At 36.9% G+C, this 20,051-nt stretch carries 32 protein-coding genes; all 32 read right to left on the bottom strand.

Annotated features, from left to right (window positions below; genetic code table 11):
- Positions 1-2: 2 nt before the first annotated feature.
- Entirely contained in the window at positions 3-422 is a 420-nt protein-coding gene (locus tag ACIP9W_RS16335; protein ID WP_400791504.1) for a hypothetical protein, read from the bottom strand.
- A gap of 12 nt (positions 423-434) precedes the next feature.
- Positions 435-2,468, bottom strand: coding sequence for a phage tail tape measure protein (locus tag ACIP9W_RS16340; protein WP_400791506.1), 2,034 nt, complete (start codon positions 2,466-2,468; stop codon positions 435-437).
- A 190-nt stretch (positions 2,469-2,658) separates the two neighbouring features.
- A complete protein-coding gene (locus tag ACIP9W_RS16345; protein ID WP_400791509.1) occupies positions 2,659-3,054 on the bottom strand; it encodes a phage tail assembly chaperone in 396 nt (131 codons plus the stop codon).
- 17 nt (positions 3,055-3,071) lie between these two features.
- Positions 3,072-3,506: a phage tail tube protein gene (locus tag ACIP9W_RS16350; RefSeq protein WP_400791511.1), complete on the bottom strand. Its 435-nt coding sequence runs from the start codon at positions 3,504-3,506 to the stop codon at positions 3,072-3,074.
- A 13-nt stretch (positions 3,507-3,519) separates the two neighbouring features.
- Positions 3,520-4,578: a phage tail sheath subtilisin-like domain-containing protein gene (locus tag ACIP9W_RS16355; RefSeq protein ID WP_400791514.1), complete on the bottom strand. Its 1,059-nt coding sequence runs from the start codon at positions 4,576-4,578 to the stop codon at positions 3,520-3,522.
- Between the two features lie 5 nt (positions 4,579-4,583).
- A complete protein-coding gene (locus ACIP9W_RS16360) occupies positions 4,584-5,090 on the bottom strand; it encodes a phage tail terminator family protein (RefSeq protein WP_400791517.1) in 507 nt (168 codons plus the stop codon).
- The gene (locus ACIP9W_RS16365; protein ID WP_400791520.1) at positions 5,087-5,512 is read right to left on the bottom strand and encodes an HK97 gp10 family phage protein; all 426 of its coding nucleotides are present in this window, start codon (positions 5,510-5,512) and stop codon (positions 5,087-5,089) included. The genes ACIP9W_RS16360 and ACIP9W_RS16365 overlap by 4 nt, the downstream gene beginning before the upstream one ends.
- Positions 5,512-5,850: a phage head closure protein gene (locus tag ACIP9W_RS16370; RefSeq protein WP_400791522.1), complete on the bottom strand. Its 339-nt coding sequence runs from the start codon at positions 5,848-5,850 to the stop codon at positions 5,512-5,514. The genes ACIP9W_RS16365 and ACIP9W_RS16370 overlap by 1 nt, the downstream gene beginning before the upstream one ends.
- Positions 5,843-6,091, bottom strand: coding sequence for a head-tail connector protein (locus tag ACIP9W_RS16375; protein ID WP_400791524.1), 249 nt, complete (start codon positions 6,089-6,091; stop codon positions 5,843-5,845). Before ACIP9W_RS16375 ends, ACIP9W_RS16370 begins: the two co-directional genes overlap by 8 nt.
- 3 nt (positions 6,092-6,094) lie before the next feature.
- On the bottom strand, positions 6,095-7,453 hold the full coding sequence (locus ACIP9W_RS16380) for a phage major capsid protein (protein WP_400791527.1): 1,359 nt from the start codon (positions 7,451-7,453) through the stop codon (positions 6,095-6,097).
- On the bottom strand, positions 7,446-8,024 hold the full coding sequence (locus ACIP9W_RS16385) for an HK97 family phage prohead protease (RefSeq protein WP_400791530.1): 579 nt from the start codon (positions 8,022-8,024) through the stop codon (positions 7,446-7,448). Before ACIP9W_RS16385 ends, ACIP9W_RS16380 begins: the two co-directional genes overlap by 8 nt.
- Positions 7,993-9,198: a phage portal protein gene (locus ACIP9W_RS16390; protein WP_400791533.1), complete on the bottom strand. Its 1,206-nt coding sequence runs from the start codon at positions 9,196-9,198 to the stop codon at positions 7,993-7,995. The genes ACIP9W_RS16385 and ACIP9W_RS16390 overlap by 32 nt, the downstream gene beginning before the upstream one ends.
- 18 nt (positions 9,199-9,216) lie before the next feature.
- Complete coding sequence (locus ACIP9W_RS16395; protein ID WP_400791767.1) at positions 9,217-10,851, bottom strand: terminase large subunit; 1,635 nt, start codon at positions 10,849-10,851, stop codon at positions 9,217-9,219.
- Positions 10,852-10,954: 103 nt separating this feature from the next.
- Positions 10,955-11,386 (bottom strand): P27 family phage terminase small subunit, encoded by a 432-nt coding sequence (locus tag ACIP9W_RS16400; protein ID WP_400791536.1) that lies wholly within the window; start codon positions 11,384-11,386, stop codon positions 10,955-10,957.
- Positions 11,387-11,493: 107 nt separating this feature from the next.
- Positions 11,494-11,862, bottom strand: a complete 369-nt coding sequence (locus ACIP9W_RS16405) for an HNH endonuclease (protein ID WP_400791539.1) — start codon at positions 11,860-11,862, stop codon at positions 11,494-11,496.
- Positions 11,859-12,182, bottom strand: a complete 324-nt coding sequence (locus tag ACIP9W_RS16410; protein ID WP_400791542.1) for a hypothetical protein — start codon at positions 12,180-12,182, stop codon at positions 11,859-11,861. The genes ACIP9W_RS16405 and ACIP9W_RS16410 overlap by 4 nt, the downstream gene beginning before the upstream one ends.
- 411 nt (positions 12,183-12,593) lie before the next feature.
- Entirely contained in the window at positions 12,594-13,154 is a 561-nt protein-coding gene (locus ACIP9W_RS16415; RefSeq protein WP_400791545.1) for a tyrosine-type recombinase/integrase, read from the bottom strand.
- On the bottom strand, positions 13,151-13,690 hold the full coding sequence (locus ACIP9W_RS16420; RefSeq protein ID WP_400791548.1) for a hypothetical protein: 540 nt from the start codon (positions 13,688-13,690) through the stop codon (positions 13,151-13,153). Before ACIP9W_RS16420 ends, ACIP9W_RS16415 begins: the two co-directional genes overlap by 4 nt.
- A 22-nt stretch (positions 13,691-13,712) precedes the next feature.
- A complete protein-coding gene (locus ACIP9W_RS16425) occupies positions 13,713-13,892 on the bottom strand; it encodes a hypothetical protein (RefSeq protein ID WP_400791551.1) in 180 nt (59 codons plus the stop codon).
- A 92-nt stretch (positions 13,893-13,984) separates the two neighbouring features.
- Positions 13,985-14,182, bottom strand: a complete 198-nt coding sequence (locus tag ACIP9W_RS16430; protein ID WP_400791553.1) for a hypothetical protein — start codon at positions 14,180-14,182, stop codon at positions 13,985-13,987.
- 71 nt (positions 14,183-14,253) lie between these two features.
- Positions 14,254-14,403 carry a hypothetical protein gene (locus tag ACIP9W_RS16435; RefSeq protein WP_400791555.1) on the bottom strand — a complete coding sequence of 50 codons (150 nt, stop codon included), beginning with the start codon at positions 14,401-14,403 and terminating at the stop codon, positions 14,254-14,256.
- 31 nt (positions 14,404-14,434) lie between these two features.
- Complete coding sequence (locus ACIP9W_RS16440; protein WP_400791558.1) at positions 14,435-14,824, bottom strand: hypothetical protein; 390 nt, start codon at positions 14,822-14,824, stop codon at positions 14,435-14,437.
- Between the two features lie 52 nt (positions 14,825-14,876).
- Positions 14,877-15,080, bottom strand: coding sequence for a hypothetical protein (locus ACIP9W_RS16445; RefSeq protein WP_400791560.1), 204 nt, complete (start codon positions 15,078-15,080; stop codon positions 14,877-14,879).
- A gap of 24 nt (positions 15,081-15,104) precedes the next feature.
- Positions 15,105-15,242 carry a hypothetical protein gene (locus tag ACIP9W_RS16450; RefSeq protein ID WP_400791563.1) on the bottom strand — a complete coding sequence of 46 codons (138 nt, stop codon included), beginning with the start codon at positions 15,240-15,242 and terminating at the stop codon, positions 15,105-15,107.
- 28 nt (positions 15,243-15,270) lie between these two features.
- Positions 15,271-15,840 carry a hypothetical protein gene (locus tag ACIP9W_RS16455; protein WP_400791565.1) on the bottom strand — a complete coding sequence of 190 codons (570 nt, stop codon included), beginning with the start codon at positions 15,838-15,840 and terminating at the stop codon, positions 15,271-15,273.
- Between the two features lie 398 nt (positions 15,841-16,238).
- Positions 16,239-16,373 (bottom strand): hypothetical protein, encoded by a 135-nt coding sequence (locus ACIP9W_RS16460; RefSeq protein ID WP_400791568.1) that lies wholly within the window; start codon positions 16,371-16,373, stop codon positions 16,239-16,241.
- Entirely contained in the window at positions 16,374-16,856 is a 483-nt protein-coding gene (locus tag ACIP9W_RS16465; protein WP_400791571.1) for a hypothetical protein, read from the bottom strand.
- Positions 16,853-18,142 (bottom strand): replicative DNA helicase, encoded by a 1,290-nt coding sequence (locus ACIP9W_RS16470; RefSeq protein WP_400791573.1) that lies wholly within the window; start codon positions 18,140-18,142, stop codon positions 16,853-16,855. Before ACIP9W_RS16470 ends, ACIP9W_RS16465 begins: the two co-directional genes overlap by 4 nt.
- Entirely contained in the window at positions 18,139-18,942 is an 804-nt protein-coding gene (locus tag ACIP9W_RS16475; RefSeq protein WP_400791576.1) for a conserved phage C-terminal domain-containing protein, read from the bottom strand. The genes ACIP9W_RS16470 and ACIP9W_RS16475 overlap by 4 nt, the downstream gene beginning before the upstream one ends.
- 50 nt (positions 18,943-18,992) lie before the next feature.
- The gene (locus tag ACIP9W_RS16480; RefSeq protein WP_400791579.1) at positions 18,993-19,142 is read right to left on the bottom strand and encodes a hypothetical protein; all 150 of its coding nucleotides are present in this window, start codon (positions 19,140-19,142) and stop codon (positions 18,993-18,995) included.
- On the bottom strand, positions 19,132-19,383 hold the full coding sequence (locus tag ACIP9W_RS16485) for a hypothetical protein (protein ID WP_400791581.1): 252 nt from the start codon (positions 19,381-19,383) through the stop codon (positions 19,132-19,134). The genes ACIP9W_RS16480 and ACIP9W_RS16485 overlap by 11 nt, the downstream gene beginning before the upstream one ends.
- Positions 19,383-20,045, bottom strand: a complete 663-nt coding sequence (locus ACIP9W_RS16490; protein WP_400791583.1) for an ORF6N domain-containing protein — start codon at positions 20,043-20,045, stop codon at positions 19,383-19,385. Before ACIP9W_RS16490 ends, ACIP9W_RS16485 begins: the two co-directional genes overlap by 1 nt.
- Between the last annotated feature and the right edge of the window lie 6 nt (positions 20,046-20,051).

Genomic DNA, 20,051 nt, shown 5'->3' on the forward strand with positions numbered 1-20,051 from the left:
TTCTACACCATCCTTGTTTGGAGAATGATTTCTCTAAAGTGTGATAACTGCATGGAGTAATAAACATCCCCGGAACCATCTTGTAAACCATACTCAAAGTTATCAATTGTCATTAACATATTAATAGGTGTATTAGTAGCAACCAAACGAACAGGCAACCTTCTATCAATCCAAGACTCAAATATTTCTACATACTCCCATCCTTTGTAAGTGTTATCTCGGTTAAAAGGATATACTTTAGAAGGGAAGAAAGTGTCTATAACAAGCGATTTTAAACCACGTTGACCAATTAGTTTTATATCCCCTTGGCTAATTGTTGTATAGGTTTCATGATTAACAGGACTAGCCACTTTAAATTCTGCTGGAACAATAGGGAGTTGGACTATTTGTTCGCGATTATTAATACTTAAAAATATGTCCATTCATCCAACCCCCTACATGTTTTCTAATCTTAACTTTAATTGTGGTACTAGTTCATTGATGATCTCTTGTGTTGATTTGTTTACCCCATTAATATTGATGTTTATATTATTTGCTTTTCCTTCATTTCTGGCCATCTGAACAGACTTGTCATGAGGATAAACGCGAGATCCATTAGGTAAATCTACTATTTCCCCGCCACGTTCATTTATTTGAGCAAGTCCTCCCGGTGCGTAACTTGTACCCTTAGCGTATTGAGGGATACTGGATTTAGCGGTATCTCCCCAATCTACGTTACCTACTTTGTCAATTTTGACTCCCGGAATTTTGTTTATAAGACCAATAACCCCGTTAACTTTATCGATAACGAAATTTAAACTGTCTCCAGCTGCAGACTTAACTGCTGAAAAAGCATCCGAAAAGCCTTGTTTTATGCCCCCACCTACTGCGATGGTTTTGTCCCAAAGTTGCTGGGCTTTTTCTTTTACTGTGTCCCAGTTTTGCCACAAAAGAACGCCTGCAGCTACTACAGCACCGATAGCAAGCGCAACCCATCCTAACGGGGAAATGGCTAATGTACCATTTAGTATTCCTGTAGCGATCGATGCTGCTGTTGTTACTCCTGCCCATACTTTTGTTGCAGTAGAAACGGCAACAACGCCAACTTTAAATGCTAAAATGGATGCTGCTACACCAGCGACTACAGGAGAAATTGATGACCAATTACCTGATACAAAGTTATATACTTCTGTAGCTCCATCTTTCACCTCTGTTAAATAACCTTTAACTGTACTCAATGTTGAGGAAATTTGCGGCCAGTGACTTTGAACAGCTGTAGCAACACCGACTGCACTTTCTACAATATCTTCAAATATAGGTCCAATTCTTTCTGACTGGGTAGCGATTTTGTCCATAAATTGTTGAGCTACTGGCGTATCAAATGCATTTGTAACGCTTGTTTTTACTCCACGCCACAAACTGGTCATTCTTGCTCCAAAACCTTTGTGCATGGTTTCTTCCGCTTTCTTGGTTGCTCCTTCAAATCCTACGACCGCTTCGGCGCTATCTTGCATAGACAAGATTACATCTTCTCGAACATCTTCCCATTGCGTTCCAAACAATGCGACACCCGCTTGATTTTGTTTAACCTTATCTTTCATAGTGGATAATCCAGCAAGAGTTGCAGCAAATGCACTCTGAGCTGTATCTCCACCCTCAGCAATCTTACTAGTCATCTCTTTTGCATTTAATCCAATGAGCGCAAATCCTTCAGCACTTGACTTGGAACCGTCCATACCTCTAATTCCAAATTCTTTTACCGCATCTCCGACCTTATCCATGTTCCATGCGCCAGCTTCAGCACCTTTAATTAAAAGTCCCATCGAATCTTTAGCGTCTAGACCTAGTTTAGCGAACAATGGAGAGTATTCTTTCATTGTGTCTAGCAAGTCGTTTGAGTAGTCACCAGTCTTTTGGAATCCAACAGTTATCAAATCAAGTGCATCTGTTTGGGATAACCCTTTGAAATTAGAGGTCATATTTTTAACGACCGTACCAACCTCTGTGACCTCTGCTCCCCATAAATCTCCTATTGTATTAGCGCCCATTGCTAAATCGGTTAATTCGTTGTCATTTAAACCTTTAAACATTGCCTTTAGAGTACCGAGGTCATTTGTAACTGTGGTTAAACTATCTCCAAATCCAGTTTTAAAAACTTCATTAGCAATTCCTTTTAAACCCTGTAAATCATCTCCAACAACGCCCGTTTTTGCTGATAATCTATTAAACGCGTCTTCTGTTTCTATAATTGCACTTCCAACCTCATTAAGAGAAGCAATCCCAGCAAATGCTGCTGCCACTCCAAGTGCACCTTTTGCGACCGTTGCGAAGCCAGATACTGCAGATTTACTAAATTGTTTTACGGTGTTTCCCGTATGCTGCACCTTTCTGCCAAGATCTCTAGCATTTCGTGCAGCTTCATCCATACCACTACCAAAGTTTTGATCTCTCAGTCTCAATACGGCAGATATTACGCGGCCATTTGCCATTTCTTCTCACCGCCTTATAAAAAAAGAGAAAACTAAGTAGTTCCCCACTTAGCTTTCTCCTCTTCTAAATATACTTCCATGCTAGCTATCATAAATAACTCTGTGGATGTAGGTAAATTCAACAAATAATCTAGCCTTTCACCCTTTTGTAAATAGTGATGAAGAAAATTAAAATCTCCATCACTTTTTATTAGTTTTTTAGTTCTTGCACCACTGTTACGCCTTTTTTGTATCCAGCTAACTTCATTCCTTCTTGTGCAATAGTGGCAATTTCTCCGTATTCAAATACTTTAGAAACGATATCGGTAGGTTCAACACAACCATATGCTTTATGCAATTCAGGATCTTTTAAGTTCGGCTCACTAACAATATTATATACAAAGAATTCATCTGACTTATCGTCACTATCTTGATCTTTCGCTAAGTCGATAGTATCTAATACAAGTGATCTTTCAGCTCTTCTAATGGTAATTGTTGCTCCTAAGCGATCTATCAATAGTTCTTGTGTAATATTTTGCTTCGGTTGAATTTGTTCCTTTTTTTCGATTAAATCTGTCAGAGTAAGTTTTGTTGTTTGGTTTGACATATAATTTTCTCCTTTTCTTATGCTGAAATTAAATCAATTGGATCATAATCTGCAAAATTGAATGGAAGGTCTTCCGTCATTTTTGTTTTTTGCTCGAATTTCATTAACATAAATTCGTTAAATGTTACTTCTCGAATATCTACTCGTTCTGCACCAAATGCATCTGGATCAGCAAGCTTCCCTACCAAGTTAATATCAGGAAGAATACCTGTTTTGACTGCATTAGCCATTAGATTGGCACCGCGACTGTAAACCTTCTTAACTGTCATGGAACCTTCCCCTGACCAACCTGTCATTTTTTTGTGTGTTGCCAAATCTTCCGACATATTTACGTCTTCGTAGTTAATAGTTACTTTTGCTTCAAAAGATTCGATATCCATCCACTTTTCGCCATTAACCCACAAAGAACCGAATGTGCCGTTAATTTGCTTGTTACCCCGTATTTTAGACATGTTATTCCTCCTTTTAGATTGCGATGTCTAAATCTAAATCTTCCATTGCATCAACAATTTTCACGTTACCTGCCAAGAAAACATTTTTCTTGAAAGACATTTCCTTCACTTTTTGGTCATCCCACTCGGATGTATCTGTTCCGATTGCTTCCCATGCTAATCTCTGTTTTCTTACACTAATGGTCATTTTATTTTCATATTTTGGATCTAAGATTTCTTCATCCGCAAGACCACTGCAGTATGCATTAACGGAACGAATAAATAAAACTTGATTGTCATAGGTGTTATTCACTTTACCAACGTATTCTTTATCATAAGTAGAGCGAATATCATCCTTCATCATGTCTTGTACTTCCATCACTCGAATTGACTTGAAATCCTCCGTTTTAGAAACAGTAGTCGTTGTGAGACTGTTAACCCCTCGACCGATTTTAATATTTTCACCGTCATTGATTAGAATTAATTCACCGTCATCTACCGCTTTGTCTGGATCTTCTATTTCAGTGATAGAATCTACTTCGTTCAACTCAAAATACGTCGCTGAGCGCGTAAATGGTAAACCAGCTAAAATACCGGCAATTCGCCCTGTGTATTCTGCCGTTGAATATTCTTTCTCTCCAACCTTAATACCGGTAGTTGTAAAATTGATAACGCCCTCATGATCTGCAGCTTCATTAGGAAGAACTGCTTTGAACGTCTTCTTTTGATTTTCACGCTTCGTTTTTATCCATGTAGAAATCAATGCAGTAGCATCTTGTTCGATTTCTGGAATTGCTAAATAGTTAAACCGTTTATTATTTAATCGGGTTAATGCTGCATTATAATCAACTGCACCCACATTTAAGCGTTCAATAATAATCTTGCTTGGCGTTCCTGCAAATGTTTTTTGAATATAATCTAGATTGTTCGGTGCCCAATCTTCTGCTTTTACCTGTTCAATACTTTTATAGATAACAGTATCAAATGTTTGCGTATCGTCCTTTAGAATAAGAGCAACAATTCCCAACTGGCTTCGCTTTACCGCTGTGACCGCCTTGCCAACAAACTCTATGTTAATTTCGGGTAAACCCATTCTTATCACTCCTCTTCAATATCTAGGAATTCCATTTTCTCAATTGGATGGTCCTCATAAAAGTCCCTACCTGTTTCTTTTTCATAAGACTCATTGCCGATAATCTCTTCATTAACAAAAATATTTTCTAAGCCGTCGTACTCACGCCCGTCATAAAATTCGATATCAAAAGCAAAGCTTAATACACCATCTGTTGTGTTAGCTCTTGCTTCGTCGATATTGAAATACCTGTCTTTTACTTTCAATTTCAAGTCGAAAAGATTTTCTAGCTGCTCCTGCACGTCCATGATTTCCAACGCATACTCATATCTGTCTGTTGGGAAATAATAAATTTGTATAGTCATGGATTTATGGACTTGATTCTCGTCACCAGAACGAATTGGATTTTCTATTCCAATAAAAAAAGAAGGTCGGTTAAAACCTTCTGTAACGTCTTTACTAATAACTTCAATGTTGAATTTCTTCTTTATTCTGGTGTTAAGAGTTTTTTTGATATCTATATAAGTGATCATAATCTGCCACTATCCAACAAATCATCTAGCCAATCAGCAAGCATATTTTCATACTCGCCACTTGAATTAAATTTATGGATTCCCTGTTCTACAACTTTCTTTCCTGGAACAAACCCAACCTCATCCCCGCTTTTTGTTACCATTCTATGGCCTTCCTCAATTAAATGGGCATGATTGGAAGAGTTGAAAACACGGACAATAATATCACCATCTTGATCTCTGAATACTTTCCCTCGCTTAAACTTTTTATGGTAGTTTCCAGATTTCTTTTTTACCTTGCTTCTTGCTTCTCGGGCGACTACGGTTCTTGCTTTACTGCCTATTTTTCGCATTATTTTAAAACTCTCTTTTGGAAGTCTTTTTTGAGCAACTTCTAATAAATCGTTTTGAAATTCAGTTAAGCCTTCTATGTTAAATTCCATCAGTTCAACAACTCCTGACAAAATATTTCGAGTGTCTCGTTTCTGAAATACGGGTTGAGAATAAATTTAATTTCGAAACGATGCCCGCGGAAAAATACTTGCATATCTTTTGTAATATCTTTCCCAGCACTGTAACGAACAACAATTTTATGGGTTACATTAGTAAGGATCGTATCCGCTTGTTGCTTTTGTAAAGATCCTGTTTGCGGTACAATCTCCGCATAAATAGATTTAATTTTTTCGAATCTATAAGCGGTCTCTTCTAATTCGTTTATATACTTCTTATTTCCATGGATTTCTACTAGATGTTTAAATCTATTAGATTGTCTTTTAGGCATCAAAATACACCTCTTGTACAAAAAATGGTGTCAATGCATCTAATGCTTCTTGCAATTCTTTTTCAGAAACACGATATTCATAAAAAACTCCAGCAACCATAATAATTAAATACTCTGTTTGCTTACCAGTAGCACCTTTCACATATGTTTTAGCCTGCTCCAAATAAAAAGAGAGCATGGAATCATCCATGTCCTCTTCTATGTGTAGGTGTTTTTTAAGTTTTGTTGTTAAGTCATCCATTTATTAGCCCCCTACTGGTGCCGTTGCTCCTACTTCATAACGATAAACTGCAGGTTCAAATGGAGAATAAACTAGTTGACCATCCAACAGGTTATAAATTTGGAATCCAATTTTGTTAGTACCTGAAAATTTTTCAATTAGTTTTTGTAATTCCATCGCTCCAATGACGTCTTGAATATGGAATGCTTTGAAATCGCCAAAATAAAACACAGGTTTTGTAGGATCAGCTCCATCAACAGCATCCGTGAAGTCTAGTTTATGGCCTAGAAGCTTATATCCTACTCCGTCAGATACTTCATGTAATAACGGCTTTCCTGTAGTGTCAGTCATTCCTTCCAGAACAGTTAGTGCTGCTCGGTTAATAATCCACATTGATTTTTTTAGCACTTCTGTTACTGGTTGACCTTTTAACTTAACTAATTGTTGATATAGTTTTTGGGAGTAACCAGCCACCTCGATATCAACAGTTTCTGTTTCGTAGAATTGCACTGCTTTTTTGGAAAGTGCTCCGGGATTTTCATTGCCTGAATCATCACCGTTAAACATATAATTCGTTTCTTTACGTACGTAAGCCTTTTTCAGCTCTTCAATAACGATTTCCTCTACATTTACACCAGACATCTTAATTAACTTTTTAGTGACTGTTGCTAGAGCATCAAATTCTGCTGGATCAAGTAAGATTTCAGCAAATTCAATTCCAGTTTCAGGTATGTCAGTTGTACGTTCTTTCTTACTAACATTTGCAGTTGCTTTCTTAACTAATACCGGGTATTTAACTTCCCCTTTTGTACGATGGGTAGAACCATATTTTCGTAGTAAATTTTCCTCTTGAGCATAGGTAATAATTTCGCTTGCAATAACTTCTGGAATAGTAACAGAGCCATTTCCTGCTTCAATACCAAGAGAACGTGCTTCAGATTCTGAAATATTCCCCACTACAAAATTAGCAAAAGCAGAACGAATTTCTTTTTCCTTTGATTTTGTTGATTTGTGACCACGCGTAGAAAGACCGTTTGCTATGGATGTCATGATGGCAGTACGTTTTTCTGGATTTATTACATTCGTTCGACTTCGTTTTTCAGGATCGTCATCATCTGCACTTCCACCGTCTTCGTCTCCCTCTTCATCATCGTCACTACGGTCTTCGCTATCGCCTGAATCTGCTCCTGCTTCATCGCCATCATCTGATAAGTTAGCTAATGCATCAGCAACCTCTTGTGCTTGGTCAGCTAATTCCTGTACCTCTGCTTGAACCGCATCTAAATCTTCTGCTCTTACTTCATTTCTTTCCAACTGCCCACGTAGCTCTGTTAAGCGTGCGTTAGTACGTTTTTGTAATGCTAATAGTAGTTTTTTATTCATCCTTCAAAACTCCCTTTATTTGATTTATTATTTTCATTCTTTTTTCTATTTCTTTATCTAGTTCTTTGCTACGCACCAATGACACTTCTGTATCTTCATATGCAGGAATTGACACCACCGATATTTCAAATAACTCTACTTCATTAAGTGTTCGCATTGCAGGTTCAACCGAATAGTCCCAATCTTCTCCTGTTGGGAAAAATCCAAATGAACATTGATTAATATCCCCACGTCTCATACTTTCCGCTAGATCCCGGGCTACCGTTGTATTCGGTAGTTCAACTTCAAATTTCAAACCTCGTTCATCTTCTTCGAGACGTAGTGTACCGCTCTTTGTGCGACCAAGTACGTTATTCCAATCGTGATTGAACAATGCCCGTATATCTCCGTTTTCTGAAATAGCCTTACTGAATGCGCCCGGTGCAATAACTTCTTCAAAATATGAACCTATACTAGTTTTCGAATTAAAGACCGCTGCATATCCACTAATTAGGACCGTTTCATTTTCTGAAGAGTCTCTTGTTTGAAGCCCGGTGATGTCAAATGTTCTGGTCTCCTTTTTCTTTGTCATTTTCATCACCTCCCTTCAACGAATCATCAGTAGCCTTTTTCTCTCCGATTTTAGACAAATCGTTTGAGATATAGATTGCTTGTGTTTCAGGTGTATTTTGCTTAGGGAAGCCCAACATCTCTGCAACATTGTCTGGAGAAGTAATTCCTGTTCGTACAATGTTGTAACCGATATTGGTTTTTGTGCTGTAAGGAACAAAATCAAGGATGTTTATTTTGAATTTAATGCGCTTGTTCGATTTTGAACCAAAAAAAAGAAGACTCAAATGGTCCTCAAAGTTTTTCATTATTGGTTTAACAGCTTTATTGTGCAAATACATCATTGCTTTTTCTAAATCGCTCTTGGTTAATGCTGTATATGTATCAACGTTAATACCTAAGAATTTACCAAGGTCTTTTTTGTACACATTTAAATAGGCTAAAATCTTTTCGTCCTCGATTGGACTTTTCATTGTATCAATCGTATACCCTTTACCAAGAGGAATCATTTTAATACTACGGCTCTCATCTATTGCTTCTAGCTGATCTAATATTGCCTTAATAAGTTTTGATTGTGCCCCATTTTGTGGATTAATATGGGCATCCAATTTTAAAAGGAATGCAAGAAGCCCTCCCTTTTTGTATTTATCCGTCAGCACTTTTTCTGCATTCATAACACCCTCTAAAGTGTTTTTGCCGAGTTGCTTTAAACCGATACCACTTAGATGATTTGTACCCATATTTTTAATATGGCGAATCATGAAGGATGGTATCTCGATACCTCCAGTTTTAAAATGTTCTATCAATCTATCATCTAATTCAGAATGAATATTAGCTGCTAAATGAAGTTCATTTACATCTAGTATTGGAAATACTTCACCGTCGAGTAAATATGTGTTAGTCATTAATTTGATGAACTCTGAGCCAGTCAAATAATTGTTTGGTTCTCTCAACACTTTTAACGTTGGATGGTTTTTTATTTCATTCCCTTCATCGTCTTCTACAATAATTTCCGATAACATCATCTGGTTACTAATATCTTGCATCAATTCATATACATCACTAGATTCCAATACATTTTCATCATTTAAAAATAGGCCACTATAACGAATCGAACGGCTCAAATTGTCAGAGGTCCATCCACGCTTTTCAGCTTTTGCTAATAAATAATTAGAAAATTGATCTCGTAAACCCAATTTCTCACCGCCTCTCAATTATCTATAAATTTCACTTATCAAGTCATCCATACTATTTTCGTCAATGTCATCCATCTGCATCATACTCTCTTTATGTGCTACTAAATACGCAACAAAACCATCAATCTTTTTCTTAGATTGACGTTTAGATGGCCCTTTCATTCCATTAATATTTTCTACGACAACCAAATTCAATGCACAGTAAATAAACAGTGGATTATCGGTAAATAAACGTCTCTCATATACTAACCTTTCTGTATCATCTATCATTGCATTCATGACATTCGGGTACTGATTTACAACCAGACATTCAAGCCCTAAATTCTCACATTTCTCAATGAGTTTTTGAGACATTGCCGGGTCATAATTTAATTGTTGGACATCGTAATTGTTCATACATTCGATGATGTAATCAAGTACTTGATCTTGGTCAATCATTTTCCCGTCACAAAACGTTACAAATCCTTTTTCAGCCAAGTCTCTATAAGGAACGTTATCCTCTTTTTCTCTAAAATCTAGATTGTCACTTGGGATGAAGTACATTTGTTTCACTTTTAAAATTGCTCGACCTTCATCATTGAATAATGGGAAGTTCAAACTAACGCAAGTTAAATCGGTAGTCTTAGATAAATCCAGTCCTAAATAACAAGTCTCACCAGTTAAGTCCCCTAAATCATCTACCAGAATATGTTCCACTTGATCTTGCTCAAAAAAGTTTTCTGCTCCATTTACGAACACATTCAAATGCTTTGACAAGAACTCAGCTTTTTTATGTGCAGATCTTGCTGCTGAAATAAATTCAGTTTCCAAAGCGCTCATTGTTACTGATATTCCAATGTTCGGATTAACCATTGCCCAAACTTTTCTATCCGTCCAGTCGTAACCTTTGTCTGGTTCATAGATCATAACGAAACTTGAATCATTATCATCTTTCTTCAAAACTTCTTTTGCTTCGCGATATACCCGCATACCAACAGAGGAAGAACCTTTACCTGCAGTAGAGATATTAAACATAATAGGCTCTTCGCGCGAAATTTGGGCAGATTTAAAGTTGTCGTACTGATCCATGTTCTCTTGAGCATGTAACTCATCATTTAATACAAAATGAGGATTGGAACCCTCAATCGATAAAATGTTTTTGGACATTACGATAAATGTATTTTGATAGGCTAACTCATCGTGAATATAGTTATAAATAACAGAGGAAACAGAACCTTTAGGTCCCTTATAAATTTGAGATGCGTTCATAAGTGCATCATGGTTCAAAATGGTGGATGCAAACGGTTTAGCTGCATATTGTGCTTGATTAAAATCACTCGCACAACAGTAGCAGTCTGCACCCAAAACTCCTTCACCAAACATTGCATATCCTAATGCTCCAACAGCAACTAATGTTTTACCATTCTTTTTAGGAATCTGAATATATGCTTCACGGATAACACGAACAGTCTTACCCTCTTCATTTTTATGAACCCAGCCATATATATTGGAATACGCGAATTTTTCCCAGTCTTCTAAGATAAATGGTTGGCCTGCTAAACTACCTTTCGTGTGACGGACAAATGTTTCAACCCAGTCCATCATTTCATTGGCACGATCAACATCGAACCAAATATCTTTTCGCTTTTTCCACTTATAATATCTGTCCACCATGTCTCTTATGGTTTTTGGATATTTCTTAGGAGTTTTCCTTACCTTTTTTGCGTAAATATCAGCATAGTTTACGTTTTGTTCTATTACCACATACGTCCACCACCTACGTTTTACGCCATTTGTTACGATGTGCGGTTAGTTCATCAACCACTGCTGCAGGTTTTTTCATCTCTTCATCCTGACGTACAGAAGAGCCACCAGTTACTACACGGCCTTTTGATTTATTCGTAAGTCCTAGCAAATCCAAAGCCTTTGTTTTCTTATCTGCCCAAGTTTCTACTTGTTGCGCCAGTGGATGTTTTGAATTATTAGTTGCTCCAGCTTTGTTAGTATGACGCTGTGTTGATGGGAAGCCTTTCTCTTTCCACTGGATATACATCGTTTGATAAATTTCAAAAATGTCTAAGTAAGATTCAATCAGTGGATCAAGAGTAAGTGTGTAAATTTCAGCATCACGCATGATTTTTAAAATACGGTTTTTTTCGGCTTCTGTTTTCTCTGCAACCATTTGCTGCCGTTGCTTTTTGGTGCTCAAATTTACACACCCCCCTTTCTTTTTAAATTTTTTTGTCCAACGAAAGAAATTGGACTGGTAACCGGTCTTCCCAAAATAAAAAAAAATTTATTTTTTATAGGGGGGCTTCAAGAAAAATAATTTGAAAAAACATTTTCTTTTTCATCTAAGTTCTCCTCGATGCTATGACACGGTGGACACAATAGCTTTAGATTCCTTGGCTCTAGCTTCAACAAATGGTTTTTCTTCACTGGAACAATATGATGGACCTGTGCTTGTTTACCGAATACGAACTTACCGCATCTCTGACAACATCCACGTTCTCTTTCATAGATGAACTGTCTCATACTTTTCCATGCAGACGAATTGTAGAATGCCTTGTTGGTATTGTGGTAGATGTTCTTTTTCTTCCTGTCTTTATCAGACCGTCCATGATCTTCACAATAGCGACCACGCTCTATCTTGCTTGTACATCCGTTAAAGTCACAGTACTTCATTCAGCATCAATCCCATTAGCTAACGCATCCTCGATGTACTTTAGAATAGTCTCTGTCTTTTTAACATTGAATGGAATATCTATATTGTTTTGTTTGGCAAAGCTACGTAATTGTTCTGCATTCATTTGATCTAAAACAATTTCTGTATTGTCTACCGTCATATCTTTATCCTTAGCAATATCAACACCTACAAGCATTGTTGTTGGATTCTCAGTAACTTCAAAGTCAGGCTTGCTACCGATAGGAACAAGTACCGTTCTCTTTTCAACACTGTCCCAATACTCTGCACCAGCTGCAGTCTTTCTGATTTCTGTCCTCACTATCTACTCACTCCATACGATTCATATTTTGAATAAACAAGAATCCCAAATACTTTATATTTTGTTACTACATAAGGATACTCGCGATCTACTGTTTTCTTAATCACCGTAACAACTCCTTAATCATTGATTTTTAATTTACTTCTCACTATTAGGTGGCAAGTTCTCCCACCCTTCTCTTCAAACCTCAATAATTTAACATATCTATAGTATTGTTAAATAAATAAATCCTTCACAAATGCCTTTATATCAATGCTTCTTAATTTCTTTTAAAAATAATTTACAACTACTGAATGAGAGTAAAATAATAAGGTATTTTAATCAGCTAAAACAAAATCTATATGTTTATAGGCATAAAAAAAGAGCATGCCCAAGCACACTCTCCACAGGTTATCCACAATGTTTGCATTTTTAATTCCATAAGTTATTTATCTCTCTATCAATGGTCTCTTGGTCTACGCCAATATAAACTAAAGTAATATGCTCTTCTCTATGATTGAATATCTTTTGAAGCCTTGCTAAGTTCTTATACTTTTTATAATAATGATATCCAAATGTTTTACGCATGGTATGGGTTCCTACGTTTCCAGTAAAACCGATTGCTCTTGCAGCATCACGAATAATCATATATGCAGCCTGACGTGATATTGGTTTCTCTGCACCTTTCTTCGTTTTCTTGTTACTTTTAATCAAATACTCATTATCGGCTTTACCCTCGATGAATGGAATAAGTACTTTTTTTAAGGGAAGACTGATTATTACTTTCTTTTTCTTGCCAGTCTTAATTTCCGTAGTAATGATAAATTCAGTGTTACGCACATCAGATACTTTTAATTTTAAAATGTCAGAGATTCGAAGGCCTGTGTTCATCCCAATCATAAACATAACGTAATTACGATAATTTTTGCTTTTAAGATGTTCACATAGATTGTCTAATTGATCTGGGTCTTTAATTGGTTCCACTTCTATCATAAAAAGCTCACGTCCTCATTTTGTATTTTTCTCTCACAACGATTAATAGCTTTGTATACTGTTTTATATGGCATTTCCATGTATTGAGCTATTTCGAATGGTGCTAGGCCATTTATAGACATTTTATAAATCTCACGTTCTTTATCAGTTAGTACGCCTAATACTGCATCTGTAACTTGACTAAAATGCTCTTGCTCTTCGTCAGTCTCTATTGATTCATCCTCACTGTAGATCACTTGGCCACTTTCAATAATTTTTGCTATATCTGTGGCATCCGTTAAGATTTCTTTCTGGTAAACGGATCTTCTTTCGATTCCTCTTGTCGAACCTGGTCGTCTTCCAGTGCTAAGCCATTGAATAGAGTATTGGAGATTAGAAATCCAACTATTAATGATTTTTTTATCTTCTTTCAGTTCTACCAATACATCTGAGAATTTATCAATAGATTCTTCAAGCTTAATTTTCTTTTCTAATGTGCTAAGCATCGAACGTGTTTCTTTCAAAGTTTGTTTGTATTCTACCAATAACTCTTTCAATTCTTATGCACCGCCTTTCCTTTTATCTTCTTCTAAAGGCTCCACCTTTGCCCCTAACAAATCTATCTTTGTTGCAACCCATGAGTTCTTTCCAGTCTCGATCAGTTAGCTTCTCTTTAGTTTTTTTACGTGGAATATTGTGTTTCTTTCCATTTGGCTTTGTATATCCTTTTTCTACAAGCTCTGTTTGAATCGTTCTCATACCAATCTCTCCCTTTTTTGACTACAAAAAGAGCACTAAATAAACGTCTAATGACGTCCATCTAGTGCTCTCGGTCTTTCCGATAAGCTATATTATCCTAAGCGCTTTGAATATTGAGTGTCATAACGCGTAGGTTTATCATTTTCGATTACAATTGTTACTTTTCCAAAACCATGTGGCAGTTTTTCGATTTTCTCTAATCTTCCATCTCTAACTGTATAGATGCCATTCTCTCTTAAATCTATTTCGGCAACTACTTTCTCTATTTTAGCAACCATTTTCCCCTTCAACAGGACTCCTCCTTGTGTTATACTTCTCATGTTGAATGTCGAGACAGGAGAAATCTTGTCTTTTTTTATGTCTATTTGCGTTTTCCTTTTGTCCATTTCAAAGGTTTCGTCATAGCTTCATATCTATCCATGCCTTGACGAATGCGTTGTTTAGCAGTTTCTATTGGCACTTCGTGGTCCATCATGAGATAAATTTCTTCTTGTGTGAAAAATTTCATCATTTCTACCAGTACTCCTAAAAGACATATTAGACTATAACATTACTTTTTTAGTCGGTGGTTTTACTCCGCATGTTTCAAGTGCATGTTTTACCAATCGTTCAACCTCTCGTTCAAAGCGCCCGGGTTCTTTTTTATTTACTTCGTGAATTAACGATACTACTTTCGGAACAATCACTAAACTAATGAAATTCATTACCTCATCGTATGATTGAATACTTGTGGGTACTTTTATATCTATCATTTTTGCGCCAGAATCTAATTCAGATATTCTAAAAAAATCTTGTAACGCCACAACACTAAAATGATAATTATCGATACGGACAGCATGACCTACGACCTTACCCCAACCATTATTAGTAGCCAGACAAAATTCTTCCGCTTGTCCATTTAATTCCACTATTACTTTATTAAAATGTTTCATTTTCTACACCCTTTCATATTGTCACTTCTTCACATTGTTTACGAACTCTGAATTAACATTTGAATGTAATATCAGATAATTTCACTTCTTTAAGTTGTTCATTTAACCTCACTACCGCAATCGGAAATGCAATCGTTCCACCATTATGACCGCCTCTTATTGGAGAAGGGTTTAATACCTCAGAGTGTTGAAAAATCCCTATAAATTCTCCCTTTAGCCAATCAGACTGCACTTTCACATAGCATTCCTTATCCAATTTAATTTCCTCCTTTGATTCGAACTATCTTATAATTTTCGACTCTTTCTTTGGGATCGAAAAAGAAAATCCAAAATCTTCTTCCCATGGCTTTGTACAGATATAATGAGTGTCATTTTCACCAACAACAGGGTAACGTTTTCCTTTATACTCAATAACCATTTGAATCGCTCCTTCTACGAACTGTGTATTAACTTAAAGTGGTTGTGTACTTAGTTTCATAATCCACTTCAACAGCGAAATTGGAATCGCAAACATAACACTTCATGTCTTCACTCGATTCATGTATATCATCACTCGAATTAACGCTTGCACAAACAGGGCATATAATTTTATCTTCACGATAACAGTCCCATTCGTCATGCCCATTTTCTTTCGCAAGTCGTAATGCTTCTTTCTTACGTTCTTCATGTTCTCTTTCGTGGCAAGGTTTGCACTGAAAACCCTCACGATGTCCACAAGGTATATCGGTAAGATCCTTTCTATGGGTTCCACAAGTAATGCATCGGTCATGTTCCTCGCAAACGATATATGAGTACCACTCACCATTTTCTAAACATTTATTGCATCCACACACCCAATACCAACCATCTTCAAATCTTTCCGCATACAATCCATTAGTTGGTGGATATAGCGACATTTCAGGTAATTCAGGATTCGTTGATCCCTCATTCCAGATGTTTCTATGTCCAGATCGAACTCGTCGGATCCATTCTTTAGGTATCTCTGAAATATATATCTTAGTGTTTTCTAAGCTCATGTTTTTCTCTCCTTATTACGCCTTATGTGTCTACTGGTCAGTTGCCAGCATATTCTCTGGAGCGTACTGCGTATTGCTTCAACTCTTCTAAATCTGTGTTTTCGTGATTACAATGACGGCAAAGGATTACTTGGGTTTTTGGTAATAGCTTGGTTTCGACTTCTAACGACAAGATAAGTGGATGACGGCAGTTGTCACATATTACAAATAGATTATTGTGTTTTCCCATTAGACACTCACCACCATTTCTGTTTCAAAAAAGAATGTAAAATCAAAGGAAAGAAATACACAATCACATTCCCAACACTTATTTAGTAATAAGTTGCTGTCCAAGTTCCCTTTTTTCGCAAATTCGGATGTTTCTTTGCCTGCACAATTAGGGCACATGCTAATTCCTCCTAGTCTCTAAATCTTTCATAGGTTTCTAACAATTCACTGTCACTTAGTTTCAATAAATACTCCTCTGAGTAATTTGATAATAATGTAATGGAGAATATGATTTGATCGCGATCTATTGAATCATTCAGTTCCATCTACACCGCAACCCCTTTCTGGGACAAGTGCACGCAAACATTTTCTCCTGCGCTGGCATGTCCAACGTAAACCGGATATTGCACGAAGCGCTTACGGTATTCAAAGAAATTCATGCTCACATTTGATGTTTCAAAAAACATTCTTTTTGGCATTAAACGTGCACCGTTTGAAATACTCGCTCCCTGTTCTCCAAAAAGATTTTGATGTAACGCATTTGCATCCAATGCATTTTCCGCAAAGTAGAAAGAATATAAATTAGGTGTGTTAGTGCGGATAACAAATAATTTAATACGCTCGATTCCAAGTACATTTTTATTAGCGAGTTCCTGTATCTTCTCTTGGTTCAAAGGAATGTCATGGAGCTTATTTGAATCATCCTCAGAACTGACCAACCTTTCGGACATTGCCCAAAAAACTGTATGGGCAACCAGTTTCATATCACACTCGACTGCACCTTCAAATAGTTCTTTAACGGTAATCACTTTTGTCGATGCCCCCAATCAATATTGAGTAGTCTTCCTGTCTCTTTGATATAAGCTGCCATGACTGCACCAGTCGGGCCGTTTCGATGCTTTGCAATATTTATTTCAAGTAAATTTTGATTCTCTGATTCTTTATCGTAATAATCGTCCCTGTATAAAAACGCAATAACATCGGCATCCTGTTCGATGTTCCCTGAGTCACGTAGATCAGACATCATCGGTCGCTTATCTTGCCTGCTCTCTACAGCACGGCTTAGTTGTGATAAACAAACTACTGGGCACTTAAATTCTTTTGCCATCTGCTTTAAATCCCAACTAATTTGACCAACAATTTGCGTTTGGTTATCTCGTGGGTTTTCTCCACGGATGATTTGTAAGTAATCGATAAAGATAATTGGTTTTTGGTTAGGATTTTCTTTTATAAGTTGCCTTGCTTTTGCTCTAATTTCAGCAACGGTTAATCCTGCCCTATCATCAATCTCAATATTGGCTTGGCTTAATCTGGTTAATGTTGGAATCCATTTTTTCTTTTGCTCGTCTGTGAAGTACTCAAACGGTTCACGCATTTTTAACCTGCTATAACTTCCAGTGGATGCGATCAACCTATCTATTTCCGTTTCTTCGCTCATTTCTAAAGAGAACAAAATTGGCAAATATCCTGCCCATCCTGCACTAAGTGCAAAATGATTCATTGTATCTGTTTTTCCCATGGAAGGACGAGCCGCTAATATCGTTAACTCGCTGGGTTGAAACCCATTGAGCATTTTGTCCAAGTCTCTTAATCCGGTGGTTATACCTTTTTGTGACACCGACTTAACGTAAGGTCGCTCTGCCATGCTTACGAGCTTTTCCTTTACGCTTGTGACACCTGAAACATTCTGTTGGTTTTGTAAGTTATCAAGTGCTTTTTGAATAGCTGGCAACTCCCAATTCTCTGCCTGCGCTTGGAACAAGATATTATTTTTCTTTTGTTCTCTCCAATGGTCCGACAAGATCTTCTGGTATTGCTCAAATTTCACTGTGTTTTCAAAATTGATGAGATCAAGTAAGTAGTTAGCTCCTCCAAGCTCGCTAGGCTCTTTAACTGTTAGTAGGGTAATATAATCAGCGGGTTTGTTTGTAGAGACTAACTCTTGCATCCCAAGAAATATATTTTTGTGAATCTGTGTATTAAAATATTCTGCATGTATACCACTGTCTGAGATTAAATAATTCTCTTTCAGCATTGTTCCTAAAATACTTTTTTCGGCAAGTTCTACACTTAGTTCAACAGTTTGTAATGTCACTGTAATTCTTCTCCTTTGCTAAAATCTAAATCCAGCGGGCTAGGAATAAACACATTTGGTTTATCAGTAGTCCCCGGTAACATACTCTTTGGGCTTTCGTTCAAGTAGTTTTCAAAGTTGGTAGGACTAAAAAGTGTACTTGGTCTTAAATAAGCATTCATTTCTGGCTTCTTTGACCACTGCTGCACCTTTACATCAATTACACGTTTGAAATCTTCAAGAACATATCCATCTCGTAATCGGCCGTTAATAAACTTCTTTGCAGAAGATGAGGTTGCTTTGAAGTATTTATTCGCTTTTGTATTTAGATAATCAATAACGTCAGATACGATGTTGAGCTCTAGCTCGACATTATTATTCTTAATACTCTTAATCTCTTTAGGTATTGCTTGGTGCATATTGCCCTCATCACTCGGTATATTTTGCACCTCTCCATCGGTGTCTTCTGCATCGTTGGACGGTGCATTTTGCACCGTCATTAGATAACACTTGGAGTAGTCGATTCTGTACCATTTGGTCTTGTCCATTTTCATGCGGTTATAGGCTGACGTCGAAATTACGTAACCTTCACTTTCAAGTTTGTGCATAGCTCTCTTGACTGTATCGGTAGACCAAAATGGAAACTCCTCGTCTCTCCATTCCTCATACGTTTTGTACACCCATTTGTGCCCATCTCGAATGTTGCTTGATATAAGAGATCGAAAGTGTAATTGTTGTAGCACGATCGCTGCATTTAAACCCACCTGTTTCGCTAAAGATGGTAAGACTTGTAATGGTGGTTCGTTGATTAGTAAATTCACGATTTTTCTCCCTCTTCTTGACTAAAATATTTATTTCAGAGATAATTAAGTTAATAGTATTTTGTAACTTGCTGATCCGCTTTGCCGAGCTGGTCAGTTTTTTTCGTTTCACCTGTAAACTCTCTCCACAAAATCCCTATATAAATGGCCATTGCTAATGTGACTACCGCTACCATCACTTGTTCTGGACTACTGAACACGTCGTTTCACCACCTCTACTGAAACGCCACGTTGATTAAATTCAATTACTTTATTTCTCCTCTCCATCTTTCTTTTTATATTCTCCAGTCTCCTAAATGACCTTTGTACATCACGACAGCGATCGTCTGCTAAATCATAATTACCTTTTCTCATATGAATTTTCATTTGTTCTAAACAATCTTCAATACACGATTGTTCGCTCATCATTTCTGCTAATAAATCTCCAGAAACTTTGTGCATTATTGATTCACCCACTTGTCCACGAATTTTATTGCATCTTGAAGTTGGTGTCGTTTTACATCACGGTAAGATTTAACCGCAAACCGTTCCCTGATAGCTCTATAAATTGCACTAAATACTGCACTTCGTTTAGAAGCATCTTTCTCAAGTTTGAAGGCTCTTTCACCTACAGCTTTTTGTAAACGACGTTGTTCTCCAGAATCTAAAGTGATTTGCTCTTGCATATTTGTTTCGATTGCTAACACCCTCTTTTTTGTTTGTTCTAATTTAGATTCAAGTTCTACAATCTTTTGATTCTGCATAGCTATTAACGAATCAGGAGACTTAATTTTCTCTGTCAGATTGTAGTAGCCTTCAACTAGCGCGCTATACGCTTCTCTAGCCTTTTCGTTGTTTAAAGATTTTGCGTGCAACCATGCGCCTTGCTCTGTCCATAAATACAAAACAGATACGAATTTAAGGCTCACGTCTTCTTGACGCATGGCTTTAAATTGTTTTAAATCATCACCAGTAAGAGAAAAATAATGTTTGTCTTTCTGGAAATGTTCTTGGTTTCGTTGAAAATTACGATTGATGATTTTAGGATTCACGCCAAACGAATCTGCTAGTTGTCCAGTCGTTAACACCCTCATCCCGTTTTGTTCTATTGCTTGTAATTGCACTTATAT

The organism is Psychrobacillus sp. NPDC093180 (genome assembly GCF_044754065.1).
Taxonomy (GTDB): domain Bacteria; phylum Bacillota; class Bacilli; order Bacillales_A; family Planococcaceae; genus Psychrobacillus.

Excerpts from the sequence above, each read along its gene's own strand:
- ACIP9W_RS16335 (WP_400791504.1), bottom strand. The coding sequence starts at position 422 with ATGGACATATTTTTAAGTATTAATAATCGCGAACAAATAGTCCAACTC.
- ACIP9W_RS16340 (WP_400791506.1), bottom strand. The coding sequence starts at position 2,468 with ATGGCAAATGGCCGCGTAATATCTGCCGTATTGAGACTGAGAGATCAA.
- ACIP9W_RS16345 (WP_400791509.1), bottom strand. The coding sequence starts at position 3,054 with ATGTCAAACCAAACAACAAAACTTACTCTGACAGATTTAATCGAAAAA.
- ACIP9W_RS16350 (WP_400791511.1), bottom strand. The coding sequence starts at position 3,506 with ATGTCTAAAATACGGGGTAACAAGCAAATTAACGGCACATTCGGTTCT.
- ACIP9W_RS16355 (WP_400791514.1), bottom strand. The coding sequence starts at position 4,578 with ATGGGTTTACCCGAAATTAACATAGAGTTTGTTGGCAAGGCGGTCACA.
- ACIP9W_RS16360 (WP_400791517.1), bottom strand. The coding sequence starts at position 5,090 with ATGATCACTTATATAGATATCAAAAAAACTCTTAACACCAGAATAAAG.
- ACIP9W_RS16365 (WP_400791520.1), bottom strand. The coding sequence starts at position 5,512 with ATGGAATTTAACATAGAAGGCTTAACTGAATTTCAAAACGATTTATTA.
- ACIP9W_RS16370 (WP_400791522.1), bottom strand. The coding sequence starts at position 5,850 with ATGCCTAAAAGACAATCTAATAGATTTAAACATCTAGTAGAAATCCAT.
- ACIP9W_RS16375 (WP_400791524.1), bottom strand. The coding sequence starts at position 6,091 with ATGGATGACTTAACAACAAAACTTAAAAAACACCTACACATAGAAGAG.
- ACIP9W_RS16380 (WP_400791527.1), bottom strand. The coding sequence starts at position 7,453 with ATGAATAAAAAACTACTATTAGCATTACAAAAACGTACTAACGCACGC.
- ACIP9W_RS16385 (WP_400791530.1), bottom strand. The coding sequence starts at position 8,024 with ATGACAAAGAAAAAGGAGACCAGAACATTTGACATCACCGGGCTTCAA.
- ACIP9W_RS16395 (WP_400791767.1), bottom strand. The coding sequence starts at position 10,851 with ATGGTGGACAGATATTATAAGTGGAAAAAGCGAAAAGATATTTGGTTC.
- ACIP9W_RS16405 (WP_400791539.1), bottom strand. The coding sequence starts at position 11,862 with ATGAAGTACTGTGACTTTAACGGATGTACAAGCAAGATAGAGCGTGGT.
- ACIP9W_RS16415 (WP_400791545.1), bottom strand. The coding sequence starts at position 13,154 with ATGATAGAAGTGGAACCAATTAAAGACCCAGATCAATTAGACAATCTA.
- ACIP9W_RS16425 (WP_400791551.1), bottom strand. The coding sequence starts at position 13,892 with ATGAGAACGATTCAAACAGAGCTTGTAGAAAAAGGATATACAAAGCCA.
- ACIP9W_RS16435 (WP_400791555.1), bottom strand. The coding sequence starts at position 14,403 with ATGATGAAATTTTTCACACAAGAAGAAATTTATCTCATGATGGACCAC.
- ACIP9W_RS16440 (WP_400791558.1), bottom strand. The coding sequence starts at position 14,824 with ATGAAACATTTTAATAAAGTAATAGTGGAATTAAATGGACAAGCGGAA.
- ACIP9W_RS16450 (WP_400791563.1), bottom strand. The coding sequence starts at position 15,242 with ATGGTTATTGAGTATAAAGGAAAACGTTACCCTGTTGTTGGTGAAAAT.
- ACIP9W_RS16455 (WP_400791565.1), bottom strand. The coding sequence starts at position 15,840 with ATGAGCTTAGAAAACACTAAGATATATATTTCAGAGATACCTAAAGAA.
- ACIP9W_RS16460 (WP_400791568.1), bottom strand. The coding sequence starts at position 16,373 with ATGGAACTGAATGATTCAATAGATCGCGATCAAATCATATTCTCCATT.
- ACIP9W_RS16485 (WP_400791581.1), bottom strand. The coding sequence starts at position 19,383 with ATGCACAAAGTTTCTGGAGATTTATTAGCAGAAATGATGAGCGAACAA.